This window comes from Lutibacter flavus (assembly GCF_900188355.1).
Lineage (GTDB): Bacteria > Bacteroidota > Bacteroidia > Flavobacteriales > Flavobacteriaceae > Lutibacter > Lutibacter flavus.
This window is the reverse complement of record NZ_FZNX01000003.1, coordinates 238912-261136: the sequence shown is the minus strand read 5'-3', so window position 1 is coordinate 261136 and position 22225 is coordinate 238912. Positions and strand designations below refer to the sequence as shown.

Annotated in this window: 26 protein-coding genes; 13 read left to right on the top strand and 13 right to left on the bottom strand. The window is 29.2% G+C overall.

Annotation, left to right across the window (positions count from 1 at the left end; genetic code table 11):
* Positions 1-99 precede the first annotated feature (99 nt).
* The 3 genes from CHB63_RS10130 to CHB63_RS10120 all read left to right on the top strand — a co-directional run bounded on the left by CHB63_RS10130 (position 100) and on the right by CHB63_RS10120 (position 3408).
* Positions 100-2370, top strand: coding sequence for a TonB-dependent receptor (locus tag CHB63_RS10130; protein ID WP_089378348.1), 2271 nt, complete (start codon positions 100-102; stop codon positions 2368-2370).
* A 115-nt stretch (positions 2371-2485) separates the two neighbouring features.
* Entirely contained in the window at positions 2486-3166 is a 681-nt protein-coding gene (locus CHB63_RS10125) for a metal-dependent hydrolase (protein ID WP_089378347.1), read from the top strand.
* 20 nt (positions 3167-3186) lie between these two features.
* Complete coding sequence (locus CHB63_RS10120; protein ID WP_089378346.1) at positions 3187-3408, top strand: hypothetical protein; 222 nt, start codon at positions 3187-3189, stop codon at positions 3406-3408.
* Here the strand turns inward: CHB63_RS10120 and CHB63_RS10115 are convergent, their stop codons facing one another.
* Positions 3409-4296: a hypothetical protein gene (locus tag CHB63_RS10115; RefSeq protein WP_089378345.1), complete on the bottom strand. Its 888-nt coding sequence runs from the start codon at positions 4294-4296 to the stop codon at positions 3409-3411.
* Between the two features lie 40 nt (positions 4297-4336).
* Here CHB63_RS10115 and CHB63_RS10110 point away from each other — a divergent pair, with 40 nt between their 5' ends.
* The gene (locus CHB63_RS10110) at positions 4337-4708 is read left to right on the top strand and encodes a TM2 domain-containing protein (RefSeq protein ID WP_089378344.1); all 372 of its coding nucleotides are present in this window, start codon (positions 4337-4339) and stop codon (positions 4706-4708) included.
* A gap of 50 nt (positions 4709-4758) precedes the next feature.
* Here the strand turns inward: CHB63_RS10110 and CHB63_RS10105 are convergent, their stop codons facing one another.
* Complete coding sequence (locus CHB63_RS10105) at positions 4759-5682, bottom strand: sterol desaturase family protein (protein ID WP_089378343.1); 924 nt, start codon at positions 5680-5682, stop codon at positions 4759-4761.
* A 70-nt stretch (positions 5683-5752) separates the two neighbouring features.
* Here CHB63_RS10105 and CHB63_RS10100 point away from each other — a divergent pair, with 70 nt between their 5' ends.
* From CHB63_RS10100 to CHB63_RS10085, 4 genes are all read left to right on the top strand, one after another.
* The gene (locus tag CHB63_RS10100; protein WP_089378342.1) at positions 5753-6790 is read left to right on the top strand and encodes an o-succinylbenzoate synthase; all 1038 of its coding nucleotides are present in this window, start codon (positions 5753-5755) and stop codon (positions 6788-6790) included.
* A 45-nt stretch (positions 6791-6835) separates the two neighbouring features.
* Complete coding sequence (locus CHB63_RS10095) at positions 6836-7795, top strand: CPBP family intramembrane glutamic endopeptidase (protein WP_089378341.1); 960 nt, start codon at positions 6836-6838, stop codon at positions 7793-7795.
* Between the two features lie 5 nt (positions 7796-7800).
* On the top strand, positions 7801-8880 hold the full coding sequence (locus CHB63_RS10090; RefSeq protein ID WP_089378340.1) for an AMP-binding protein: 1080 nt from the start codon (positions 7801-7803) through the stop codon (positions 8878-8880).
* A 75-nt stretch (positions 8881-8955) separates the two neighbouring features.
* A complete protein-coding gene (locus tag CHB63_RS10085) occupies positions 8956-9567 on the top strand; it encodes an Lcl C-terminal domain-containing protein (RefSeq protein WP_089378339.1) in 612 nt (203 codons plus the stop codon).
* Between the two features lie 23 nt (positions 9568-9590).
* Here CHB63_RS10085 and CHB63_RS10080 read toward each other — a convergent pair whose 3' ends face one another.
* From CHB63_RS10080 to CHB63_RS10070, 3 genes are read right to left on the bottom strand one after another with little or no spacing between them, the layout of a single operon-like run.
* On the bottom strand, positions 9591-9923 hold the full coding sequence (locus CHB63_RS10080) for a hypothetical protein (protein WP_089378338.1): 333 nt from the start codon (positions 9921-9923) through the stop codon (positions 9591-9593).
* A gap of 9 nt (positions 9924-9932) precedes the next feature.
* Positions 9933-10649 (bottom strand): YebC/PmpR family DNA-binding transcriptional regulator, encoded by a 717-nt coding sequence (locus CHB63_RS10075; protein ID WP_089378337.1) that lies wholly within the window; start codon positions 10647-10649, stop codon positions 9933-9935.
* Positions 10650-10707: 58 nt separating this feature from the next.
* Positions 10708-12336 (bottom strand): acyl-CoA carboxylase subunit beta, encoded by a 1629-nt coding sequence (locus tag CHB63_RS10070; RefSeq protein WP_089378336.1) that lies wholly within the window; start codon positions 12334-12336, stop codon positions 10708-10710.
* 132 nt (positions 12337-12468) lie between these two features.
* On the opposite strand from CHB63_RS10070, the gene CHB63_RS10065 reads away from it, so the two are divergent.
* The 5 genes from CHB63_RS10065 (at position 12469) to ettA (ending at position 16375) form a co-directional block, all read left to right on the top strand.
* A complete protein-coding gene (locus CHB63_RS10065; protein ID WP_089378335.1) occupies positions 12469-12999 on the top strand; it encodes an NADPH-dependent FMN reductase in 531 nt (176 codons plus the stop codon).
* Positions 13000-13001: 2 nt separating this feature from the next.
* Complete coding sequence (locus CHB63_RS10060; RefSeq protein ID WP_089378334.1) at positions 13002-13439, top strand: MarR family winged helix-turn-helix transcriptional regulator; 438 nt, start codon at positions 13002-13004, stop codon at positions 13437-13439.
* Positions 13440-13546: 107 nt separating this feature from the next.
* Positions 13547-14269, top strand: a complete 723-nt coding sequence (locus CHB63_RS10055) for a pirin family protein (protein ID WP_089378333.1) — start codon at positions 13547-13549, stop codon at positions 14267-14269.
* Between the two features lie 115 nt (positions 14270-14384).
* Positions 14385-14561, top strand: a complete 177-nt coding sequence (locus CHB63_RS17165) for a CAL67264 family membrane protein (RefSeq protein WP_089378556.1) — start codon at positions 14385-14387, stop codon at positions 14559-14561.
* Positions 14562-14683: 122 nt separating this feature from the next.
* Positions 14684-16375, top strand: coding sequence for an energy-dependent translational throttle protein EttA (gene ettA, locus CHB63_RS10045; protein ID WP_089378332.1), 1692 nt, complete (start codon positions 14684-14686; stop codon positions 16373-16375).
* 36 nt (positions 16376-16411) lie between these two features.
* Here the strand turns inward: ettA and CHB63_RS10040 are convergent, their stop codons facing one another.
* The 8 genes from CHB63_RS10040 to CHB63_RS10010 form a co-directional block, all read right to left on the bottom strand.
* A complete protein-coding gene (locus tag CHB63_RS10040; RefSeq protein ID WP_089378331.1) occupies positions 16412-18292 on the bottom strand; it encodes a hypothetical protein in 1881 nt (626 codons plus the stop codon).
* An 86-nt stretch (positions 18293-18378) separates the two neighbouring features.
* A complete protein-coding gene (locus CHB63_RS10035) occupies positions 18379-18783 on the bottom strand; it encodes a DUF4878 domain-containing protein (RefSeq protein ID WP_089378330.1) in 405 nt (134 codons plus the stop codon).
* 32 nt (positions 18784-18815) lie between these two features.
* The gene (locus CHB63_RS10030) at positions 18816-19436 is read right to left on the bottom strand and encodes a YiiX/YebB-like N1pC/P60 family cysteine hydrolase (protein WP_089378329.1); all 621 of its coding nucleotides are present in this window, start codon (positions 19434-19436) and stop codon (positions 18816-18818) included.
* 319 nt (positions 19437-19755) lie between these two features.
* Positions 19756-19848 (bottom strand): DUF6122 family protein, encoded by a 93-nt coding sequence (locus CHB63_RS17320; protein ID WP_262494208.1) that lies wholly within the window; start codon positions 19846-19848, stop codon positions 19756-19758.
* Between the two features lie 11 nt (positions 19849-19859).
* The gene (locus CHB63_RS10025; RefSeq protein WP_089378328.1) at positions 19860-20474 is read right to left on the bottom strand and encodes a YceI family protein; all 615 of its coding nucleotides are present in this window, start codon (positions 20472-20474) and stop codon (positions 19860-19862) included.
* Positions 20471-20734, bottom strand: coding sequence for an acyl-CoA-binding protein (locus CHB63_RS10020; protein WP_245856898.1), 264 nt, complete (start codon positions 20732-20734; stop codon positions 20471-20473). Before CHB63_RS10020 ends, CHB63_RS10025 begins: the two co-directional genes overlap by 4 nt.
* 19 nt (positions 20735-20753) lie before the next feature.
* A complete protein-coding gene (locus CHB63_RS10015) occupies positions 20754-21404 on the bottom strand; it encodes a phosphatidylserine decarboxylase family protein (RefSeq protein WP_089378327.1) in 651 nt (216 codons plus the stop codon).
* 2 nt (positions 21405-21406) lie between these two features.
* The gene (locus tag CHB63_RS10010) at positions 21407-22222 is read right to left on the bottom strand and encodes a phosphatidate cytidylyltransferase (protein WP_089378326.1); all 816 of its coding nucleotides are present in this window, start codon (positions 22220-22222) and stop codon (positions 21407-21409) included.
* Between the last annotated feature and the right edge of the window lie 3 nt (positions 22223-22225).

Here is a 22225-nt window from a genome sequence, read left to right as displayed (position 1 = left end):
AATATTTCCAGTATCAATATCTCATTCAAAAGTTTTGAAAGAATTGATTTATTATAACATATACAATTGGAAAAAATAATAAGAACTAATTAAAAAATAATGATTAATAAAATAAAACTATGCTTTTTAGTACTACTAATTAGTGTGGGCTCAATTGCTCAAACTATTAAAATAAACGGTAGAATTACAGATAAAAACTCGAATGAACCAATAGAATTTGCAACAATTAAAGTTTTAAAAAACAACGTATTTACAACTTCAGATATAAATGGAGAGTTTACATTAAAAGCAATTATTGGTGATAAAGTTGAAGTTTCACATATAAGTTTTAAAACAATAATTATAGTATTGCAACATCTAAATGATATACAACTTGAGCCTACTCAAATTGAGTTAAACGAAATTTTGGTTGCAGCAAATCCGCTTCAAGATATATCACATTCTGTAATTATTGATGATGCAGAAAAGAGAATAAGTCAACCAAGAAGTGTTGGAAATTTATTTAAGGATATTAAAGGTTTTGGAATTGTTAAAAGAGGTGCTTATGCTTCAGAGCCTGTTTTTCGTTCATTTAAATATGAACAATTAAATGTTCAGTACGATGGAGGTTTTAAAGTGTTAAATGCGTGTCCTAATAGAATGGATCCTATCACAACGCACGTGATTCCAGAAGAAATTGAAAAAATAGAAATTGTAAAAGGTCCATTTACAGTTCGTTTTGGACAAAACTTTGGAGGAATTATAAATTTGGTTTCTAAAAATCCAACTAAAGATCAAATTGGTTTTCACGGAAGTGTAGAGGGAGGTTTTGAATCCAATGGAAATAATTTAGTAACTGGGGCTTCAATGTTATATGTTGGAAATAAATTTGATGTTCATTTTAACGGTTCATACAGAGATTTTGGAGATTATAAAGATGGTGATGGTACAGAAGTTCCTTCATCATTTAAAACAACAGATTATTCAGTAAAATTAGGATTCGATCCAACTGAAAAACAACGACTTCAATTAACTTGGAGACAATCTTTTGCAAGAGATATTGATCACGCTGGTTTACCGATGGATTCGCCTTATGATGATAGTTTATTGGCTGGAGTTGATTATAAATTAAAAGATATTTCTGAAAAGATAAACAGTTTTTCAGTGAAAGCATTTATATCAAATGTTGATCATTTAATGACCAATGAAAATCGACCTAATTTTATGATGGTTGATGCACAATCTCCTGTAGAATCTTGGACGTATGGCGGTAAAGCGGAGTTGGTGTTTAGTCCTTCAACAAATTCAAGAATTTATACAGGTATTGATGCTAATTTAATTGATAGAAATGGTGATAGAACCCGAGTAGTAAAAATGATGAATGGAAATATGCTTCCAACTCCTAAAGTTTTTGTAGATAAAATTTGGCAAGATGCCAGCATAAATGATCTTGGTGTTTTTGCTGAAGGAAAATTTAAAGTTGCTGATTATATGGTTTTAACAACAGGTGTTAGGGCAGATTTTATTACTACTTCATTAGATGATGCAGCACCTGATTTTGAGGCTCTTTATGGAGGTGTAATTGATGATGAATCAGAAGTGAATGTGAGTGCAAATGCCTCTTTAAAATATCAAAAAAATGGATTTCAAACACAATTAGCATTAGGTAGAGGAGTTAGAACAGCATCAATGATTGAACGTTATATCAATCATTTTTCAGTTGGAGTAGACCCTTATGAGTATGTAGGAAATCCAAATTTAAAGCCAGAGGTTAATAATCAGATCGAATTATCTTTTCTTAAGAAATTTGAAACAATTGAAGTGGGTGCAGCTGTTTTTCATTCCTTTTTAAGAGACTATATTACGGCAAAAGTAAATCAAGACATTCCAAGAAAATTTATGCCAACCACACCGCCTATTTATACAAAACAATTTATAAATATTGATAAAGCATCACAAACTGGAGTAGAATTCACTTTAAATATAAAAGCTACTGAAAAATTAACGTTTACATCCGATGTATCATATACAAGAGCTCAAAACAAAGATTTTGGCGAACCATTAGCTCAAATACCACCATTTATGGCAAATTTAGGAGCAAAGTTTGAAGATGATAAATTTTGGATTTCGTTAAATTCAAGATTAGTGGCAACACAAGATCGTATTTCAACTTCTTTTATGGAACAAGAAGCACCCGGATTTGGAACTATGGATTTAAGAGTTGGATTTATTCCATTTGAAGGATTTTCAATTGGAGCTGCAGTATTAAATATGTTTGATAAAACTTATTATGAGCATTTAAATTATTCATTTAGTAACTCAAATACATTATCAGGACGAATTTACGAACCAGGTAGAAATTTTACTACCTATCTCAAGTATAAGTTTTAGATATTAGACTATACTTATTTGTTTGTTTGGAACCACAGAAATTAATTTTTCTGTGGTTCTTTTTTATGGAATAATTTAATTAAATTGCAGTAAATCAACTAAAAACCACTTCAGCATGAAAATCACCTATTTAGGACATTCAACTTTAAGCATTGAAACGAAAGATAAAACATTATTAATTGATCCATTTATAACAGGGAATGAGTTAGCAAAGGAAATAGATATTAATAAGTTACAAGCAGATTATATTTTAGTAACACACGCGCATCAAGATCATATTTTAGATGTGGAGGCTATTGCAAAAAGAACAGGAGCTAAAGTCATTTCTAATTATGAAATAGTTACTTTCTTTGAAAATAAGGGGATTTCTGGTCATCCAATGAATCATGGAGGTAAATGGACTTTCGATTTTGGAACTGTGCATTATACCAATGCAATTCATTCAAGTTCATTTCCTGATGGAACTTATGGTGGACAACCAGGTGGTTTTGTAATAGAAACAAGTCATCATAGATTATATATTGCAGGTGATACAGCTTTAACCTATGATATGAAATTAATTCCTGAGGTAATTGGTGAATTAGATTTAGCAATTTTACCAGTAGGAGATAATTTTACAATGGGTATAGATGAAGCAATAAAAGCAAGTAGATTTTTAAGCTGTAACAAGGTTTTAGGATATCATTATGATACTTTTGGATATATAAAAATTGATCATAAAGAAGCATTTACAAAATTTGCAAATGCAAAAAAAGAATTATTTTTATTACCAATAGGAGGGAACTTGAAAATATAATTAAAATATAAATTTTTAAAATGAATACAAATAAAATTATAGGAATTGTGTTAATTTTAGCAAGCTTATTTTTAGGCTATACTGGAATTAACAAAATAAGTGAAAGTTCAGTATCAGTGAAATTATTAGATTTAAAAGTAGATATGTCCGATAAATCTGGTAAGGAAGAAGGTTATATTTATCTGGGATTAGCTGTAGTTTTATTTGGAGGGGGTATTTATATGGTGAAAAAGGCGAAATAATTAATTATTTTTTATAATAGTTAATAAAGTTTTTTCTCCTGTTTTTAAGCGGGTTAATGTATTAATGGTATTTTCTTGATCGGTAATTTCAATTTTCGCAGTATTTGGAGCGATAGTTCCAACATTTAGAGCTATTACCTTAATAGTAGTTATTTTTGAATTTAAGGGAATTATAAGTTCTTTTGTTTTTTTACTAACTATATAATTTTTTAAAAAAATAGTATCGTTGACATAAATATTAATTTTATCTCCATCAACTTTTCCAGCATCAAAAATAGATAGCTTAAGAACAGAGGAAGATGAAAACATACTTAAATTTTGATCAGGTTTTAAAATGTTCATTTTTAAAGAATCTAAGGTTTGAACAATACTTACACTGGATTTTACTTCTTTATTTATTGATTTAGATTTTTGAATTAGTTTATCAATTTTTACAGCTTTCTTGTCTATTTTAATGATATTCCTTAGTTTTATTTGTCCATTTATACAAGTGCTTCCATCGTTATAACGTCCTTCAAAATCACCTTCTATATTTTTTTTAGAACCTACATGATTCATTTTTCCATTAAAATGAATGTAGCAAAAATCATAATCAGAGATTGCAGATTTGGTATAAATAATTCCAACTTCTTTAAAAGATAACATATTGGTTATACTATTATAGTTTCCAGTAATATTAGATTTAGTTTCATGTTCACCGCCAATATCGGTAATTGAATAGCCAGAAATTAAATTATTGTTTTCCAGTAAATTTAATCGATAAGAGATAAAGGATGAATCGTTTAATTTAATAACTCCAAGATATTCTTGTTCTGTTTGTCCATATATAATACCACTATTAAATAAAAAGGTTAAAATAAAGATAAGACAACTTCCTTTTATGAGCATTTTTTGATTAAATTTGATTACAAATCTAAACTTTTATGTTATGAAATTAAAAATTATATTTACAATAGTATCTATACTATTGGTTACAAGTTTTAGTTATGCTTCTTTTCCTGTGAAAAGAGTTGCAGTGATTGATAATTCTTCTGAAATTAGTAAAGACTCAGTTACTGAGGTTTTAGTTTCTCCAGCAGCTTCCGGATCAGAAAAAAGCCAAGGAATTGCTTTATTATTAGGAATTTTTCTAGGTGGATTGGCAGGTCATAAATGGTATTTAGGAAATCCATGGTATATTAATGTGCTTTTTATAATTACTTTAGGTGGTCTTGGAATTTGGTGGATAATTGATATGATACGAATTATTACGGGAGATTATCAGCCACATAATGGTAATTATAAAGCTGATTTCTTTTAGAGATTAATAATTTATATAAATAAAAAAGAGAAGCAATTTGCTTCTCTTTTTTATTTCCAATTATTTAATTTTTTATTCTCATTAGAAGACTTTAGCCATTCTTTTTTTAAATCATTTGAAAGTAATCCAGTGCCATCGTGTTTCCAACCAGGTGGTTTTATAAAATATTTCAGTTTATTAATAAAGGATGTTTTAGCAGTAAAAGCATCTTTAGATAATGCAATCCATTCTTGAAAAGCAATTTTTAAAGGGTTAAATGTATTTATATTTGATACCAAGCCATAAACAACTTTTTCGTTTTCTAATTCTGGTTGAAAAGTTCCAAAAATTCTATCCCATATAATAAAAATTCCGGCATAGTTTCTATCTAAATACAATGGATTAGAACCGTGATGAACTCTATGATGGGATGGTGTATTAAAAACAGCTTCGAACCATCGAGGCATTTTGTGAATTAGCTCTGTATGAATCCAATACTGATATATTAAACTAACAGACATTTGAGCAAATATCATTAAAGGGTGAAAACCTAAAAAAGGTAATGCAATATAAAATATAAAACTAAAAAAACCACCAGTCCAGGTTTGTCTTAGGGCTGTACTTAAATTATATTTTTGCGATGAATGGTGTACAATATGTGAAGCCCAAAAAAATCGACTTTCATGACCCATTCTATGATTCCAATAATAGCAAAAATCATCTGCTAATGAAACTAAAACCCAGGCCCACCAAGTAAAAGGAATTGTTGTAACTCTAAAGTTTTCATATATAAATGTAAAAACAAAAACGACTAATAATTTGCTTATTAGGTCAATAAATACGCTCCCAATACCCATTATTAATGAAGCATATGTGTCTTTAATATTATAATTGTATGGTTTCTTTTTAAAAATTACAATTCCTTCAAAAGTAACAGTCACAATAAAAAATGGTATTGCGTAATAGATTAAATTTGGCAACTCTGGGATTTCCATAAGAGAGTATTAATTTTTCCCAATATATAAAAAATATTATTTATTTGTACCTTTCGGTTTTATAAAAAAAATGAAGGCATTTTATCAAAAATATATTTTGAACTTTAAACAAGCAAGCGGAACTTCACGCGGGGTTTTGCGAACTAAAGAAACTTTCTTTTTAAAAATTAATCAAGGCTCAAAAACTGGTTATGGAGAATGTGGTTTGTTTAGAGGTTTAAGTTTTGATGATAGACCAGATTATGAAGCGAAATTACAATGGGTTTGCAACAATATTACTAATAATATTAATGAATTATTAAATGAACTTATAGAGTTTCCATCAATTCAATTTGGATTGGAACAAGCAATAATATCACTTAAAAATGAAAATTCTTTTGAATTATTTCCTTCTAAATTTACCGAATCTAAAGATGCCATTAACATAAATGGATTGATATGGATGGGAAGCGAAGCTTTTATGACAGAACAAATTCAAGAAAAATTAAAAGCAGGATTTTCAACTATTAAAATGAAAATTGGAGCTATTGATTTTAAAACTGAAATTTCATTATTAAAAAGTATTCGGAAAAATTTTTCTTCAAAAGAGATAGAATTGAGAGTTGATGCAAACGGTGCTTTTAATCCAAATGAAGCCTTGGAAAAGTTAAAACGACTTTCAGATTTTGAAATTCATTCAATTGAGCAGCCAATAAAACAAGGTCAAATAAATGAAATGGCCAACTTATGCTCCAAAACACCATTGCCAATTGCACTAGACGAAGAATTAATTGGTGTTTTTGATGTAACAAAAAAGAAAGAATTACTACAAATAATAAATCCACAATACATAATTTTAAAGCCAAGTTTAGTTGGCGGTATTAAAGGTAGTGAAGAATGGATCAATTTAGCGGAAAAGCAAGAAATAGGTTGGTGGATAACATCTGCCTTAGAAAGTAATATTGGTCTAAATGCAATTGCACAATGGACTTATACATTAAATAATACAATGCCTCAAGGTTTAGGTACGGGTAGTTTATTTACCAATAATATTGAGAGTCCTTTGGAAGTTGAAAATGGGCATTTGCATTATAATAATAGAAAAAAGTGGAGTATTAATATATTCTAGTACCTAGCTTAAAATGTGTTTTAAAATTTAAATAAAAAAGTATAAATGAAATTTATTCAAGAAGCATATAAAGGAATTAATGAGTGGTGGGCATATTTATTAACGATTGTTTTATTGCTAATCGGTTGGCAATTTATTGGAATTATTCCATTGGTTGGCACAGCCTATTTTTATTCTGATGGATTGGATGATTTTATTACATCGGCTCAGGATAATTTTATGTCAGTTGGTATGGACTCCAATTTGTATTTATTATTAATGATTATAACTTTTTTAGGAGGTTTGTTAGCATTGTTTTTAGGAATTAAAACAATCCATAAACGTAAAATCACTACAGTTTTAACAAGTAGAAAAAAAATTGATTGGAATCGTGTTTTATATGCATTTTCAATTTGGGCAATTGTAGGAATTGTAATGACAGCCGTTGCTTATTATATGGCTCCAGAAGATTATGAATGGAATTTTAAGCCGGTCTCATTTTTTATTTTAGTAATTGTCTCATTTTTATTTTTACCAATACAAACAAGTATGGAAGAAGTATTGTTTAGAGGTTATTTAATGCAAGGTTTTGGAACTTGGTTTAAAAAAGGATTTGTTGCTCTAATTTTAACGTCCGTAATTTTTGGATTACTACATGGTTTAAACCCTGAAGTTGAAAAATTAGGATGGATTACGATGGTTTATTATATTGGAACAGGTTTAGTTTTAGGAATATTCACTTTAATGGATGAAGGAACGGAATTGGCTTTGGGTTTTCATGCTGCCAATAATATTATTGCAGCTATTTTAGTAACTGCAGATTGGGTAGCTTTTCAAACTGATGCCTTGCTAATGGATACATCAGAACCTTCTGTTGGTTGGGAAATGTTTTTTCCGGTATTAGTTTTATATCCATTAATAATTTGGATTTTCTCAATAAAATATGGTTGGAATAATTGGAAAGAAAAAATGTTTGGAACAATAAGAAAACCAGTTGTATTAAACGAAGATGAATTTATAGCTTAAATATATTGAGTAATTCACAGTTTCATATAGACTTTAAATTACAAGGAAAGTCATTTAATTCAAAAGAAGAATTAATTGATTATAGTAAGAGTATTTCTCCAGAAGTAGCTTCCTTTTTAAAGGATTGGTTTAATGATAAATTATATATTGAAGTTAAAACTTCTGGCTCTACTGGGACACCAAAGTTAATTCAGCTTCATAAAAAGCACATGATAAATAGTGCTAAAGCTACTGGCGAATTTTTTAAGTTACCTGAAAAAACTACTGCATTATTATGTATGTCCCCTAAATTTATTGCTGGAAAAATGATGTTAGTAAGAGCACTAGTTTCAGGTTGGGAAATTGATGTAGTTGAACCGATTTCAAATCCCCTTAAGAACAGTAAAAAGAGCTACGATTTTACTGCGATGGTTCCAATGCAATTGCATAATTCTATTAATGAAATTCATAAAATAAAAAAACTAATTGTTGGTGGTGGTATGGTTTCGAAAGAATTGTTAGATAAAATTCAAAATATTGATACCGAGATTTTCGCAACTTATGGAATGACAGAAACCATTACACATATAGCCGTAAAAAGGCTTAATAACGTTGATTACGTCATTGCGAGTGAAACGAAGCAACCTCATTATATTACACTTCCAAATATTAAACTATCTCAAGATTCAAGAAATTGTTTAGTAATTGATGCTCCTAAAGTTTCTACTAAAAATATTATTACCAATGACTTGATTGAACTGTTTTCTGAAACAGAATTTAAATGGCTAGGAAGATTTGATTCAATTATAAATTCTGGAGGCATAAAATTAATTCCTGAACAAATTGAAGAAAAACTTTCTGGAATAATTACACAACGATTTTTTGTAACTGGAATTCCAGATGTTGTTTTAGGAGAAAAATTAGTACTTATTATTGAAAAGAATAAAATCTCAGCCTCTGATATATTAAATGAAATTAAAAATTTAAAAACGTTGTCTCGTTTTGAAGTTCCTAAAGAAATTTATTTTGTAACAAATTTTATTGAAACTCCTACTCAAAAAATAAATAGAAAGAAAACAATTAAGTGTGCAAAATTTTTTAATTAATTAAAAAGCATAATATTGTAATATATTTATGCTATTATAGCTGAATTAATTTAATAATTCTAAAATTATCAATCTATGAAATTCTTTTTTAAGATTATAGTAATACTTCTATTTTCAACAAGTATTATATCTCAAAATAAAAGTGGAAATAATGAAATAGATTCGAATTCGAGTAACAATAAATACATTGTTGGAGATTTTGCAGAAGGTGGAGTTATCTTTTTTGTTGACAAATCTGGTGAGCACGGTTTAGTTATCGCTAAAAATGATCAAAGTTTAGGATTGAGGTGGAATGAAAATAGATTGCCAACAAAAGATGGCTTTCTTTCGAGTAAAAACAATACATCTAAATCAATTTTTAATTCTAAAAACAGAAAGGATCGTAGAAACAGCAAAACTAATGCTAAACGTATCTGTGCCAAATTAAAGATTAAAGAGGAGAATAAAACATATAAGAAGTGGTACTTGCCGTCTAAAGATGAATTAGAAATAATATATCTTAATAAAACGGCCATTAATGCAGCGTCAAAAGCAAAAGGAGGTAATCCTCTAAATATTAATTCTTTTTATTGGAGTTCTACAGAGTATGATGAAGAGAGTGCATGGGCGCAGAATTTTTTGGATGGAAAACAACAATTTTCTTTTAAAGGAAATAGTTATAATGTTCGCGCAATCAGAGCTTTTTAATTGTAAATAAGTATGTTTTCTATTTAAAAATACTTACTGAAAATTTTAATAAGTACTAAAGTTTTAATTCCAATTAAGCCTGCGTAAAACCAAATTGGATTTTTAGCAGTTTCCTTTAATTCGTAATAAGCCAGTTTTATTGAATTTGGCATATTTTTTAAATCATATTCTTGATTGCAATTTTTACAAATTGAATGACCAGATTTTTTACCAGATAAAAAAGGAATATGAATTAAATGTTTATAGGTGCCAAATATTAAAACTTTTGTGGTGTTTGCTGATTTGCAATTAGGACAAACAACATCGCTAGATGTTTCACTTTTTAATTTTGAATATTTTTTACCAACTAAAACCATACTTAATAATTATATTTCCATTGAATGATACACATTTTGAACATCATCATCTTCTTCCAATTTTTCTAATAATTTCTCAACATCAGCTTGTTGTTCTTCATTTAATTTTACTGTTGTTGTTGGAATTCGTTCAAAACCAGAAGATAAAATTTCTATATTAGTCTCTTCAAAATAACTTTGTAGCGCACCAAATTGCTCAAAAGGAGCATAAATGATAATCCCTTCTTCATCTTCAAAAACTTCCTCAACGTCAAAGTCAATTAATTCTAATTCTAGTTCTTCTAATTCAGTTGTAATATTTTCTTTATTTAATGTAAAAGTACACGTATGATCAAACATAAAAACTACAGAACCAGAAGTACCTAAGTTTCCGTCACATTTATTAAATGCAGCTCTAACATTAGCCACAGTTCTATTGTTATTATCCGTAGCAGTTTCAACAATAACCGCGATACCGTGAGGAGCATAGCCTTCAAATAAAACTTCTTTATAATTGCTTGTGTCCTTGTCAGCAGCTTTTTTTATAGCACGTTCAACATTTTCTTTTGGCATGTTTGCTGCCTTTGCATTTTGCATTACAGCTCTTAATCGAGAGTTTGTATCAGGATTTCCGCCTCCTTCATTAATAGCCATTACAATATCTTTACCAATTCTGGTAAAAATTTTTGCCATTGCAGACCAGCGTTTCATTTTTCTTCCTTTTCTAAGTTCAAAGGCTCTTCCCATAATTAACTATTTTTTAGTGGTGCAAATGTAATTATTAGTAACTGTTTTTACAATTGTTTTATACTTGAATAATTCCTAAATTAAATTGTTTTTCTATGGGAGCATGGTTTGCTGCTTCAATACCCATAGAAATCCATTTTCTGGTGTCTAAAGGTTTAATTACGGCGTCAGTCCATAAATGAGCTGCAGCATAATATGGTGAAGTTTGCGCATCGTATTTTTGTTGAATAGATTCCAAAATTTCCTGTTCTTTTTCTTTTGAAATTTCTATCCCTTGTTTTTTTAGTGAAGCAGTTTCAATTTGCAATAAAACTTTAGCCGCTTGTTCACCTCCCATAACTGCTAATCTTGCTGATGGCCAGGCAACAATTAATCGAGGGTCATAGGCTTTACCACACATTGCATAATTTCCTGCGCCGTATGAATTCCCTATTATAATTGTAAATTTGGGCACTACGGAATTACTAACAGCATTTACCATTTTTGCGCCATCTTTAATAATTCCTCCGTGTTCACTTTTGCTTCCAACCATAAAGCCAGTTACATCTTGTAAAAATACCAAAGGAATTTTTTTCTGATTACAATTTGCAATAAATCGAGTTGCTTTATCTGCAGAATCGGAATAAATTACACCGCCAAATTGCATTTCTTTTTTGCCATTTTTCACTACTTTTCTTTGGTTTGCAACAATTCCAACAGCCCAACCGTCAATTCGAGCATAAGCGCAAACAATTGTTTTACCATAATCTTTTTTGTACTCTTCAAATTCAGAGTTGTCAACAATACGTTCAATTATAGCACGCATTTCATATTGATCACTTCTAGATTTTGGTAGAATACCATAAATTTCTTCTGGGTTTTCAATTGGTTGCATAGGGTCATTTCTATTATAACCAGCTTTATCAAAATCTCCAATTTTGTCAACAATGTTTCTTATTTTATCTAATGCATCTTTGTCATCAAGTGCTTTATAATCGGTAACGCCACTGATTTCACAATGTGTAGTTGCTCCACCCAACGTTTCATTATCAATACTTTCACCAATTGCAGCTTTTACCAAATAACTTCCTGCTAAAAAAATACTTCCAGTTTTATCAACAATCATCGCTTCATCACTCATAATTGGCAAGTAAGCGCCACCTGCTACACAACTGCCCATAACAGCAGAAATCTGTGTAATTCCCATATTACTCATTACAGCGTTGTTTCTAAAAATGCGTCCAAAATGTTCTTTATCTGGAAAAATTTCATCTTGCATTGGTAAATAAACACCAGCACTATCTACTAAATAAATTATTGGTAATTTATTTTCTATTGAAATTTCTTGAGCTCTCAAATTCTTTTTAGCCGTAATTGGAAACCAAGCTCCTGCTTTTACAGTTGCATCATTAGCTACAACAATACATTGTTTATTGTTAATATATCCAATTTTTACAACTACACCTCCAGAAGGACAGCCACCATGTTCCAGGTACATATCTTCTCCAACGAGGGCTCCAATTTCAATAGAATCAGAATTATTATCAAAGAGGTAATCAATTCGTTCTCTTGCTGTTAATTTTCCTTTTGCTTTATGTTTTTCAATCTTTGCATCTCCACCGCCTTTATAAACTTTTAACAGTTTCTTTTTTAATTCCGTTAACAGAAGTTTGTTGAAATCTTCGTTTTTATTGAAGTTGATGTCCATTTATAATTGATATTTTATGAAAGCTAAAGTACAAAATGAATGTTAAATAATGTTAAATAATTACCTAGAATTTAATTACCTAGGTAATTAAAATTATTTTATGTATATTTGTAAAGAATTTAAACTAAAAAAATGAAAAATATAATTACAATAGGAGGTAGTAACAGCAAAAATTCAATAAATAAAGTTTTAGCAGAATATGCGGGCGACTTAATAAACAATATAGAATTAGTAAAAATTGATTTGAATGATTTTAAATTACCTATGTTTTCTATTGATTTAGAAAATGAGCAAGGATTTTCAAAAGATTTAATTCGGTTAAATGAGCTATTTGAAAATGCAGATGGTTTTATAGTTTCATTAGCGGAGCATAACGGCTCATATTCAGTAGCTTTCAAAAATGCATATGACTGGCTTTCGAGAATGGAAGGAAAAGTTTGGAGAGATAAGCCAATGTTACTATTAACAGCTGCTCCTGGTGCAAGAGGAGGTAAAACGATGTTAGATATTGCTCTTGACAGGTTTCCTTATATGGGTGCAAATATCGTTGGTAGTTTAAGTTTTCCTTTTTTTAACGAAAACTTTAAAGGAAATGAAATCGTTAATTTAGAACTAAAATCGGAACTGTTGAATTTGGTAAGTGTGTTTGAAAAAAATATTTAGCGATGGGAGATTTTTCAAAAGATATAAATTCTACGTTCCCAAATGACCGGGTAAAGGCTTTACTCAATATAAAGTTTACTGCTAATTACTTAGATAATATTGGAAATTCAGTTTTAAAACCTTTTAATATTTCTGAACAACAATACAATATTTTAAGGATTTTAAGAGGAGCAAAAGAGGCGATTTCTGTTAAAACGGTAAAGGAAAGAATGGTTCAAAAATCACCAAATTCTACACGTTTAATGGATAAACTCTTAGAAAAAGGATTGATTGAACGCGTTAGATGCGAAAACGATAGGCGTGTAGTTTATGTTAAAATTAATAAAGAAGGATTGGCGTTATTAGATGAAATTAAGATTGATGAACTTGGAGATTCTATGAATAAAATTTCAGAAAAAGAAGCTAAATTATTAAACGAGTTATTAGATAAATTACGATAAAATAATTTTTTGTAATTCTTGCCTTCTCTGGAATGATAGAAGAAATAGAGTTTTATGTAAGTTTATTATTTGTATTTGATGAAATACTTTAACTAAATTAAAAAAAAATGAAGACAAAAATATATAGAGCAAAGGATAGAGGAACGGCAGATTACGGTTGGTTAAAAGCTAATTATTCATTTAGTTTTTCAAATTATTACAATCCGGAAAAATTGAATTTTGGTGCGCTAAGAGTTTTAAATGATGATACCATAGATGGTGGAATGGGTTTTGGAACACATCCTCATGATAATATGGAAATCATAACAATACCATTACAAGGTTCTTTAAAGCATAGAGATTCAATGAGTAATAAGTGGATTCCAATTGAAACTGGAGAAGTGCAAGTGATGTCTGCCGGAACCGGGGTGCAGCATTCCGAAATGAATAATTCACCAAATGAGAAAATTAATTTATTTCAAATTTGGATAATACCAAATGAGCAAGGAGTTGAACCTCGATATGATCAAAAAAAGTTTGAAGCCTCAGAACGAAAAAACAAGCTTCAAGTTTTGGTTTCTCCAATTTCTAATGAAGTTGAAGGTTCACTAACTATTCATCAAAATGCGAAAATTTCTAGAATTGATTTAGACGAAAACACTGACTTTAATTATAAAATAGAATCAGAATTTCAAGGGGTTTATGTGATGGTTATTGACGGTGAGGTACAAATTGATACTGAAACGTTAACAAAACGAGATGCTGTTGGTGTCGAACAAACAAACAATTTTGAAATAAAAGCAATTAAAAAAACGCAGTTACTATTTATAGAAGTTCCAATGCGATTTTAACTATTAATATATGTTTTTTGTTTTCTACGTCTTCAATATGAGGGCGTTTTTTATGGATTTTGGCTAAATTTTACGATATTTGCAGCCAATTAATAAATTTATTTAAATGAGTTTAATGAATAAAAACACCGTATTGGCTTGGGCTACATTTATAATGATTGTAACTGGATTAGGACTGATTGCTTTAGGAGCATTTAGATATAGAGATGTTTCTGGTTGGGGATTTGCGGCTGTTGGAGTTGGATTTTTAGCGAATGCTTGGGTATTTAATGCTTTAAAAGGGAGAGTTTAAAAACTTAGTTTAAAAGGTGGAAAGTTTAAAGCCAAAAGTTTTAAAATTTGAAAGTCGAATTTCTTGATACTTAATACAAGCTACTAAACACCAAAAATCAAAAAAATTAATAATACGATAAGATGTCAGACGATAAGAAGGTTATATTTTCAATGTCAGGGGTAAGCAAAACTTACCAAGGAGCAAATAAACCAGTTTTAAAAAATATTTATTTAAGTTTCTTTTACGGCGCTAAAATTGGAATTTTAGGTTTAAACGGATCAGGTAAATCAACTTTACTTAGAATAATTGCAGGATTAGAAAAAAGTTATCAGGGAGATGTGGTTTTTGCACCAGGCTATTCTGTTGGTTTTTTATCACAAGAGCCTCAATTAGATGATACTAAAACAGTGTTAGATATTGTAAAAGAAGGTGTTGCTGAAACTGTTGCAATATTAGATGAATATAATAAGATAAACGATATGTTTGGATTGGAAGAAGTATATTCTGATGCAGATAAAATGGATAAATTAATGGCGCAGCAAGCTTTATTGCAAGATAAAATTGATGCGGCTAATGCTTGGGAATTAGATACAAAATTGGAGATTGCAATGGATGCTTTACGTACTCCTGATGGTGATACGCCAATTAAGAATTTATCTGGAGGAGAAAGAAGAAGAGTTGCACTTTGTAGATTATTATTACAAGAGCCAGATGTATTATTATTAGATGAGCCAACAAACCATTTAGATGCTGAATCAGTGCATTGGTTAGAACATCATTTAAAACAATATAAGGGAACTGTAATAGCAGTTACCCACGATAGATATTTCTTAGATAATGTTGCTGGATGGATTTTAGAATTGGATAGAGGAGAAGGAATTCCTTGGAAAGGGAATTATTCATCTTGGTTAGATCAAAAATCGAAACGTCTTGCATTGGAGTCTAAAACAGCATCTAAACGTCAAAAAACTTTAGAACGAGAGTTGGAGTGGGTGCGTATGGCACCAAAAGGAAGACACGCAAAATCAAAAGCTCGTTTGGCGAATTACGATAAATTAATGAGCCAAGATCAAAATAAATTGGATGAGAAATTAGAAATTTATATACCAAATGGACCGCGTTTAGGAACAAATGTTATTGAGGCAAAAGGGGTTTCAAAAGCTTTTGGAGATAAATTGTTATATGAAGATTTAAATTTTAATTTACCGCAAGCAGGAATTGTTGGTATTATTGGTCCGAATGGTGCTGGTAAAACCACTATTTTTAAAATGATAATGAATGAATTGAAACCTGATAAAGGGGAGTTTATAGTGGGTGATACTGCAAAAATTTCTTATGTTGATCAAAGTCATTCAAACATAGATACTGAGAAAACTATTTGGCAAAATTTTGCGGATGAGCAAGAGTTGATTTTAATGGGAGGTAAGCAAGTAAATTCCAGAGCTTATTTAAGTAGATTTAATTTCTCAGGAAGTGATCAAAATAAAAAAGTAGATACGCTATCTGGTGGTGAAAGAAATAGATTGCATTTAGCGATGACTTTACGCGAAGAAGGAAATGTTTTATTATTAGATGAGCCAACCAACGATTTAGATGTAAATACATTACGTGCTTTAGAAGAAGGTTTAGAAAATTTTGCTGGTTGTGCGGTTGTTATTAGTCACGATAGATGGTTTTTAGATAGAATATGTACACATATTTTAGCTTTTGAAGGTGATAGTCAAGTGTATTTCTTTGAAGGTTCCTTCTCAGATTATGAAGAGAATAAGAAAAAACGTTTGGGCGGAGATTTAATGCCAAAACGAATTAAGTATAAAAAATTGATTAGATAATATTTAAAAAATCCCAGCTTTTAAGCTGGGATTTTTTTATTTACTAATTTTAGTTGTTTTTGCATTTGATCTGTAGAAATTAAGTTTTTTTACATCTTTTTCAAAATCTTTAATTCTAAGTATAGTTTTTACTGCTCCTTCTTGTCTAATTTTATCATTTATTAAAAGAGCATATTTTAATGGATTATCTGAACCATCTTCAAAAGAAAAAGAAAATTGTTTTAAATCTTGATAGAATCGAAGTTTTCTACTAAATTGTTTTACCTTTAATATTGTTCTTTTTGGGATAAAGAACACTTCCATTTCAACACTTGGACCTCCATATTCCCCCCATTTAAATCCCATAATTTCAGCTCCAGACACACTATAATATGGACCTTCTGAATCAGTTTTTTCAATAGTGTATCTAATAGTTCTTTTTTGAGCAATTTTTTTTATTTTCTCAGTGTATTCTATTTTTATAAGTTCTATGTTTTTTTCTAACTTTTGAATATCAATAGCTATTTTCTGATAGTTTGTTTCGTTTGCAACTTTATGTAATCCTTTTATTTTTTCTTCAATTATACTTATTTTCTCACTTGCCTCATGAACTAATGAAATAATGGCTAGTTTATCGGCTGCGTCTGATTTTGCTATAATTACCTCTTTTTGAAAATCATTTTTAGAAGTGATGAAATCTATAGGTTTGGGAGAATATTTATTAAAAAGTCTCGTTCCTCCCTCAACTGCGTTTTTTAAACTAGGAATAGCATCATTACTTATGGACAGTATATTAATCCATTTATTCATATCTAAAGGGTTAATTACTGAAATAATTGAAGAAATGTCTGAAGCCAAATTTAATTCTTTAAACATAAAATGATCTTCGCCAACATATCTTGCTACTAAATCAAAATAAATTGATTCGCAGGCGGCAATTACTCCAACTATTACTAGTGGTGTTGCAGCCCCTATAGTTACTGCTTCAGCAGCCATTCCGCCAGCAATTCCTGTTCCACAGGCGACAGCCTTAGTGAGAGTAGATGAAGTTCCAATATACATAGATAAGTAATCCTCATTATTTAACATAAAGACACTTGAACTTGATGGTCCGTGACTATTTTTATCTTCCTGAAACTTAATATCTGCTTGCCTATTAACAGGTAATTCTATTTTATTCTTGCCAATTTTGTTACCCTGTAAATCGAGAACTGCTAGTTCAGCCATGTTCTCTCCAATTGAAGAAAGATTAACAATTATGTGATCTGTCACCATTCCTTTCGGAAACCCTTGCTCATCAAAGAACATGATAATTGCTTCTGAATCTTCTTTTTCTTTGAATACCAATGACTTCACATTTTTTTTATCATCCGACAAATCATAGCCTACAATAGTACCATTTTCGTGAATAGCAAGTATATCCATATCCTTATCACCAGTTCTAACAATAGCAAAACTTTCATAAATTCCAGCTTTTTTAAGCTTTTTTGAACCTTGATTTGTTAGTGTGTTGTTATTGATATTTGTAACAGTTTTATTTTTTGTGAGTCTGGTAATCCTTTCTTTTAGGGGGTCTAAAATTTTTTTAACTTGCTTTTTAGACATTGGCAAAGGATTATCTGTCCAACCGGATTTTGTATAATACTGTCTTTTAAATATTGATATTATTAATTTGTTCTCTCGATAGTTAATTCTAAAGCGTAGTCTATTTTTAATCATTAAACTTTTATAATTATAATAGTTAGTTTCTCCAGTTCCTTGTTGAGTAGCAATTAAAGGACGCGGTAATTTTAATTCTTTAAATGCATCAAAAACGGCATCCCAAACAACTTCTGAAGACACATTTTCAATAGTACAAGATTTTGTATTTTGAGAAAGAGTTTTGTTTATGAAAAAGAGGGTAAGAGCAATAATAAAAATAGGTATTTTTATTTTCATGACTTTAATATTTAATTAACGAACTGAATTTTAAGTTAAATTTTAAAACCCCTTAGGTATATTTATAACTAAGGGGTTTTAATTTATTAGTTAACTTTAATTAACCATTTTCCATCTATATTTAGAAGATCCGCTTTTTCATTATCTGTCTCTCCATTATTAAAATGAACAATGAATTTAATTTTTGCAGATTTTTCATCTTCACCTATTGTTTCCTCTGTTATTTCAATATTTTTAACACCATCTTTTTTCTCATGTTGTTCAAATGCCATTGCAGCTAAACCTTCCATTTTTTTTGTTTCTGCCTCTGTAAATTTTTCACCTTTTCCTGAAATGTACATTTTTGCAGCTTTTTCAAATTGTTTGTTTTTTATGAAATCATACGCTCTTACAATGGCATCTCCAGGCGCTGAAGTTCCACTTGAACATGAGTTTAAACTAAAAGCTACTGCTAATACTAAAAGGATTGCGTAAATTTTTAAATTTTTCATAATTACAGTTTTAAAATTAATATTTATTTAGATTAAATTATTCTGGTAAAAAAGGGGAGTTTTGTAAATTCAGATGGAAAAATAATAGAATGTTTCCCTATGATATAGTTTAATTCTTTTGGCTTTACTTTTAATGGAGAACCAACAGCATTAAATGCTTTTAAAACAAGTTCAGTACAATACAATTTTGTGTTTGTAGTTAAATCATATTTAGGGTCAAACACATATTTATTTAGATAATAGCTGTTAGCGGTTTTTACAACTTTATCTAAATGTACTTCATTGAAATTACTTCTGTAAATAGCAAATTTTGAAGCATTTTTTGAATTTAAAAAAATGGATAATTTTTCTTTTTGTATGAAGTTTGTTTTACTTGGTACTGAATGAATTACATATGGAATGTCATTTTCTAAAGAGATAATACCTATGTGTGTAAACTCAGAATTGTCATCTACTAAATAAACAGTAAAACTTTCTGTAGATCTACCACAACGTAATACTATATCCCCATTATGGAGGTTTTTAAAATGAATAATATTTTTTACTGTAATTCTTTGATAAAATTTTAGGTAAGAAAACAAAAGTAACAAGATCAATACTAAAAATAATAGAACTCCATTTTTTTTTGCACAGTATTTTTTGGCAATTAACATGTTCTAAATAGTTTATTTAGATCTTTGATTTAATCTTATTAAAAAAGGTTGGAGTTCTTATAAAATTAAAAACAAATTTCATGAAGTAGTTTTCAAATCGTAAAATAATTCACTAAATCGTAAATATTTTGTAAGATTATTGAATGCTTATAACCAAAAAACAATAAGAGTAAATTTTAATTGTATGGAATAGCAAACCAATTACAATTTTTCTTTTTTGATGGAACTAGAAAATAAAAGTATATCAAAATGATATTACAGAAAAAAAGAAGATGAAATCCTTTAATACATCTTTTTTATCCATAATTGGAGTTGCAAATTATTTAATAAAAAATAATAAGAGATATAATATTATTTGATTATAGGAGTGAAGTGTGCGAAAGTTTATACAACACCTATTTGGGTTAAAAATAATAGCTCAAATTAATCATATTTTAAATAAGTTGCCACTTCAATTTTTACTTCAGACCAAGTTTTGGAAATACCATCAGGACCGGTATGTAGATCTTTACATACAACATTTAAGGCTTCTAATGCAGTTTGTGCTTGCCAATTATCTAAATCCATTAAGGCTTCTAAAGTAACCATTTGATCACTTATTACAAATGTTATTGGTAATACCTGAGAAATTCCATTCATAACAATATTTACAGTTCCAGAAGTTTCATTATTTATATGAATTGTTCCCGAAATTAAAGAAGTGTTTTTCATTGAACCAAAAAAGAACTTTTTTAATTTCCCATCTCTAATAGTGTCATTTGTAAATAAGCTACTTACAGGAATATTAAATTTTAAATTGTTTAAAGCTTCTAATCCTGTCTTAGATTTTTTATTATTTTCAATATTAAGTTTCGTAAATTGACCTTTCACAGGAACTTTACTAGTAGTTTTATAAGCAATCCAATTTATGGTTGTAGTTTTAGGTTCTACAGAATAACCTTTTTCTGTAGTAACAACTTCCTTTTTTTTATTTTCTTTACAAGAAGTTACAAATGTAATTGATAAAATTAGTAAAATTAGTAAATAGCTATTTTTCATGATTTTAAATGTTTGTTAACGAGTTTAATATATTCTTGTTTCGCTTCGTTCTCTGAAAGATGATTTAATTGAACCCAAGCATTTAGTTTAAAAGCATTTCTTAGTTTAACTTCACCTGAAGATTCTTCATAATTATTTCCTCTGGTGGCCTGTTTGTAAAAGGCATAAAATTGAAGCATAACATCTGGCGGGAGTTTAAGGTCCGTTTTAGATGCTGTCTCGTAGGCTTGTTCAAATTCCTTATTTATATCTTTATTCATAGCAGTATTCATAAATAAATTATATTTCAGCAATAACTTGTTCTCCTCCTTTTACCTTATCATTTAAATTTACTTTTACTTTAGCATTTAAAGGAAGGAAAACATCAATTCTTGAACCAAATTTTATAAAACCTCCATCATCACCTTGAACAACGTTTAATTCTGGTTTTGCGTAATTTACAATTCTTTTTGCAAGTGCGCCAGCAATTTGTCGATACAATATTTCTCCAATTGATTTAGTTTCAATCACAACGGTTGTTCTTTCGTTTTCTTCTGATGCTTTTGGATGCCAAGCAACTAAAAATTTTCCAGGATGGTATTTGCTAAACTTCACCTTTCCGCCAACAGGATATCTTGTAACATGTACATTTAATGGTGACATAAAAATAGATATCTGTTGTCTTTTTTCTTTAAAGTATTCTTTTTCAAAAACTTCTTCAATTACTACAACTTTACCATCAACTGGTGCAATTATAGTATTGTCATTTAAAATTGTATTTCTTTTAGGGTTTCTAAAAAATTGCAATATTAAAATGTAAAATCCAAGTAATATTAAAGCTAACAATTTATTTAGCCAGTTAATTGAAACAAAGTTTTCAATTAATATAATTCCTATTCCCAAAATAATAGTGGCAATTAAAATTATTTTATAACCTTCTTTATGAAACATAATTATTGAACTAATTGTAAATATATAAATATAAAGGGTGCCGCAAAAATTACACTATCAAATCGATCTAAAAAACCTCCGTGACCTGGAATAAAATTGCTACTATCCTTTACACCTGCTTGTCTTTTAAACATAGATTCGATTAAATCTCCAAGTACCCCAAAGATACTAACAATTCCGGCAATAACAATCCATTGAGTTTGTGATAAACTTGTAAATTCGTGTGCCAATATAAAACTTGTAATAAATGTAAAAACCATTCCTCCTAAAAAGCCTTCTATAGTTTTATTTGGAGAAATACGCTCTAAAAGCTTGTGTTTTCCTAGATTTTTACCAACTAAAAAAGCAAAAGAATCATTAACCCAAATTAAGATAAAAACGCCTAAAATCGTATTATTTATATAATTAAATGTTGAATTTAAGAATGGAATTTGGACCATTAATGTAAATGGAACAACAATATATATTACGGATAAAAATATTTTTCCTAGGTGACTAATAACTTCTTCTTTTTTTGCGAATAGGATAGAAGCAAAAGTTATAAAAATTGTTAAAAATAATACAACACCAACATATTCAAATATTATTTTTGATGGTACATCTTCAACATTTAAAATGTTTCCAAATACAAATAGGAGTGTTCCAATAATATAAGGAAACACACTTTTAAGCTTAATCATTTTCTTAAACTCATATAGGCAAAACATCATTAAAATAAAGAAAAGAGAAATAAATGCTATTTTACTAAATAGTATTGAAAATATTAATACACTCACAAAAACAAGCCCTGATAGTGCACGTGTTAAAAGTTTTCCCATAAA

Excerpts from the sequence above, each read along its gene's own strand:
- CHB63_RS10055 (WP_089378333.1), top strand. The coding sequence starts at position 13,547 with ATGAAGACAAAAATATATAGAGCAAAGGATAGAGGAACGGCAGATTAC.
- CHB63_RS10085 (WP_089378339.1), top strand. The coding sequence starts at position 8,956 with ATGAAATTCTTTTTTAAGATTATAGTAATACTTCTATTTTCAACAAGT.
- CHB63_RS10040 (WP_089378331.1), bottom strand. The coding sequence starts at position 18,292 with ATGAAAATAAAAATACCTATTTTTATTATTGCTCTTACCCTCTTTTTC.
- CHB63_RS10120 (WP_089378346.1), top strand. The coding sequence starts at position 3,187 with ATGAATACAAATAAAATTATAGGAATTGTGTTAATTTTAGCAAGCTTA.
- CHB63_RS10075 (WP_089378337.1), bottom strand. The coding sequence starts at position 10,649 with ATGGGAAGAGCCTTTGAACTTAGAAAAGGAAGAAAAATGAAACGCTGG.
- CHB63_RS10060 (WP_089378334.1), top strand. The coding sequence starts at position 13,002 with ATGGGAGATTTTTCAAAAGATATAAATTCTACGTTCCCAAATGACCGG.
- CHB63_RS10035 (WP_089378330.1), bottom strand. The coding sequence starts at position 18,783 with ATGAAAAATTTAAAAATTTACGCAATCCTTTTAGTATTAGCAGTAGCT.
- CHB63_RS10100 (WP_089378342.1), top strand. The coding sequence starts at position 5,753 with ATGAAGGCATTTTATCAAAAATATATTTTGAACTTTAAACAAGCAAGC.
- CHB63_RS17165 (WP_089378556.1), top strand. The coding sequence starts at position 14,385 with ATGAATAAAAACACCGTATTGGCTTGGGCTACATTTATAATGATTGTA.
- CHB63_RS10125 (WP_089378347.1), top strand. The coding sequence starts at position 2,486 with ATGAAAATCACCTATTTAGGACATTCAACTTTAAGCATTGAAACGAAA.
- CHB63_RS10070 (WP_089378336.1), bottom strand. The coding sequence starts at position 12,336 with ATGGACATCAACTTCAATAAAAACGAAGATTTCAACAAACTTCTGTTA.
- CHB63_RS10130 (WP_089378348.1), top strand. The coding sequence starts at position 100 with ATGATTAATAAAATAAAACTATGCTTTTTAGTACTACTAATTAGTGTG.
- CHB63_RS10025 (WP_089378328.1), bottom strand. The coding sequence starts at position 20,474 with ATGAAAAATAGCTATTTACTAATTTTACTAATTTTATCAATTACATTT.
- CHB63_RS10115 (WP_089378345.1), bottom strand. The coding sequence starts at position 4,296 with ATGCTCATAAAAGGAAGTTGTCTTATCTTTATTTTAACCTTTTTATTT.
- CHB63_RS10015 (WP_089378327.1), bottom strand. The coding sequence starts at position 21,404 with ATGTTTCATAAAGAAGGTTATAAAATAATTTTAATTGCCACTATTATT.
- CHB63_RS10095 (WP_089378341.1), top strand. The coding sequence starts at position 6,836 with ATGAAATTTATTCAAGAAGCATATAAAGGAATTAATGAGTGGTGGGCA.
- ettA (WP_089378332.1), top strand. The coding sequence starts at position 14,684 with ATGTCAGACGATAAGAAGGTTATATTTTCAATGTCAGGGGTAAGCAAA.
- CHB63_RS10010 (WP_089378326.1), bottom strand. The coding sequence starts at position 22,222 with ATGGGAAAACTTTTAACACGTGCACTATCAGGGCTTGTTTTTGTGAGT.
- CHB63_RS10065 (WP_089378335.1), top strand. The coding sequence starts at position 12,469 with ATGAAAAATATAATTACAATAGGAGGTAGTAACAGCAAAAATTCAATA.
- CHB63_RS10030 (WP_089378329.1), bottom strand. The coding sequence starts at position 19,436 with ATGTTAATTGCCAAAAAATACTGTGCAAAAAAAAATGGAGTTCTATTA.
- CHB63_RS10080 (WP_089378338.1), bottom strand. The coding sequence starts at position 9,923 with ATGGTTTTAGTTGGTAAAAAATATTCAAAATTAAAAAGTGAAACATCT.
- CHB63_RS10105 (WP_089378343.1), bottom strand. The coding sequence starts at position 5,682 with ATGGAAATCCCAGAGTTGCCAAATTTAATCTATTACGCAATACCATTT.
- CHB63_RS10110 (WP_089378344.1), top strand. The coding sequence starts at position 4,337 with ATGAAATTAAAAATTATATTTACAATAGTATCTATACTATTGGTTACA.
- CHB63_RS10020 (WP_245856898.1), bottom strand. The coding sequence starts at position 20,734 with ATGAATAAAGATATAAATAAGGAATTTGAACAAGCCTACGAGACAGCA.